This window comes from Agrobacterium sp. MCAB5, assembly GCF_052114365.1.
Taxonomy (GTDB): domain Bacteria; phylum Pseudomonadota; class Alphaproteobacteria; order Rhizobiales; family Rhizobiaceae; genus Agrobacterium; species Agrobacterium tumefaciens.
Map to the genome: position 1 here is coordinate 1 of NZ_JBFREP010000201.1, position 513 is coordinate 513.

A 513-nucleotide genomic window follows, 5' to 3' on the forward strand; every position below is an offset into this window, starting at 1 on the left:
GAATTGAACATCGACCATAGACCCGGCATTCTCTGCGGCGACCTGCTCGACCGCCTCGATCTGGCGTATGATCGGCACATAGTTTGGGATCGAAGGAGATAGTACCGTCCAGTCGGCCTCACCGAGGAACTCTCTCAACCGTCCAGGTCCGCCTCCATATGCCCATGGGTCATGGTCAAGCAACGGGCAGGAAAGCGCCAGCCTTATGCCCACATCCGCCGCCGCGCGGATGACAGCTTTCGCCTCAACGGCCAGACGGTCGACATTCAGCGAATTGTGGCAGTGCATCGTCGCGCCGACGCCGGTCAGTGCCAGGCGGGAAAAGGCAACCAGCGCCTCCAGATACGGGTCCGTGCGCGGCCGCAACCGCAGCGATGGAATCCAGACCTCGAGAGCATCGTCAATCCCACCGAAATCAAGCGTGCGGATACCATAGCCGTGATCATGCGCATTCACTGGAGCCGGCATAATCAACGCCCCTGATTGAATGCCAGCGGTCATGAAACCGTCAGA

The 513-nt window shown here is 59.8% G+C and carries 1 pseudogene; it reads right to left on the reverse strand.

Features of this window, described 5'->3' with window-relative positions:
• Positions 1–468 (reverse strand): annotated as a pseudogene (locus AB4Z23_RS28215) (amidohydrolase family protein); the annotation flags it as partial.
• Positions 469–513 lie beyond the last annotated feature (45 nt).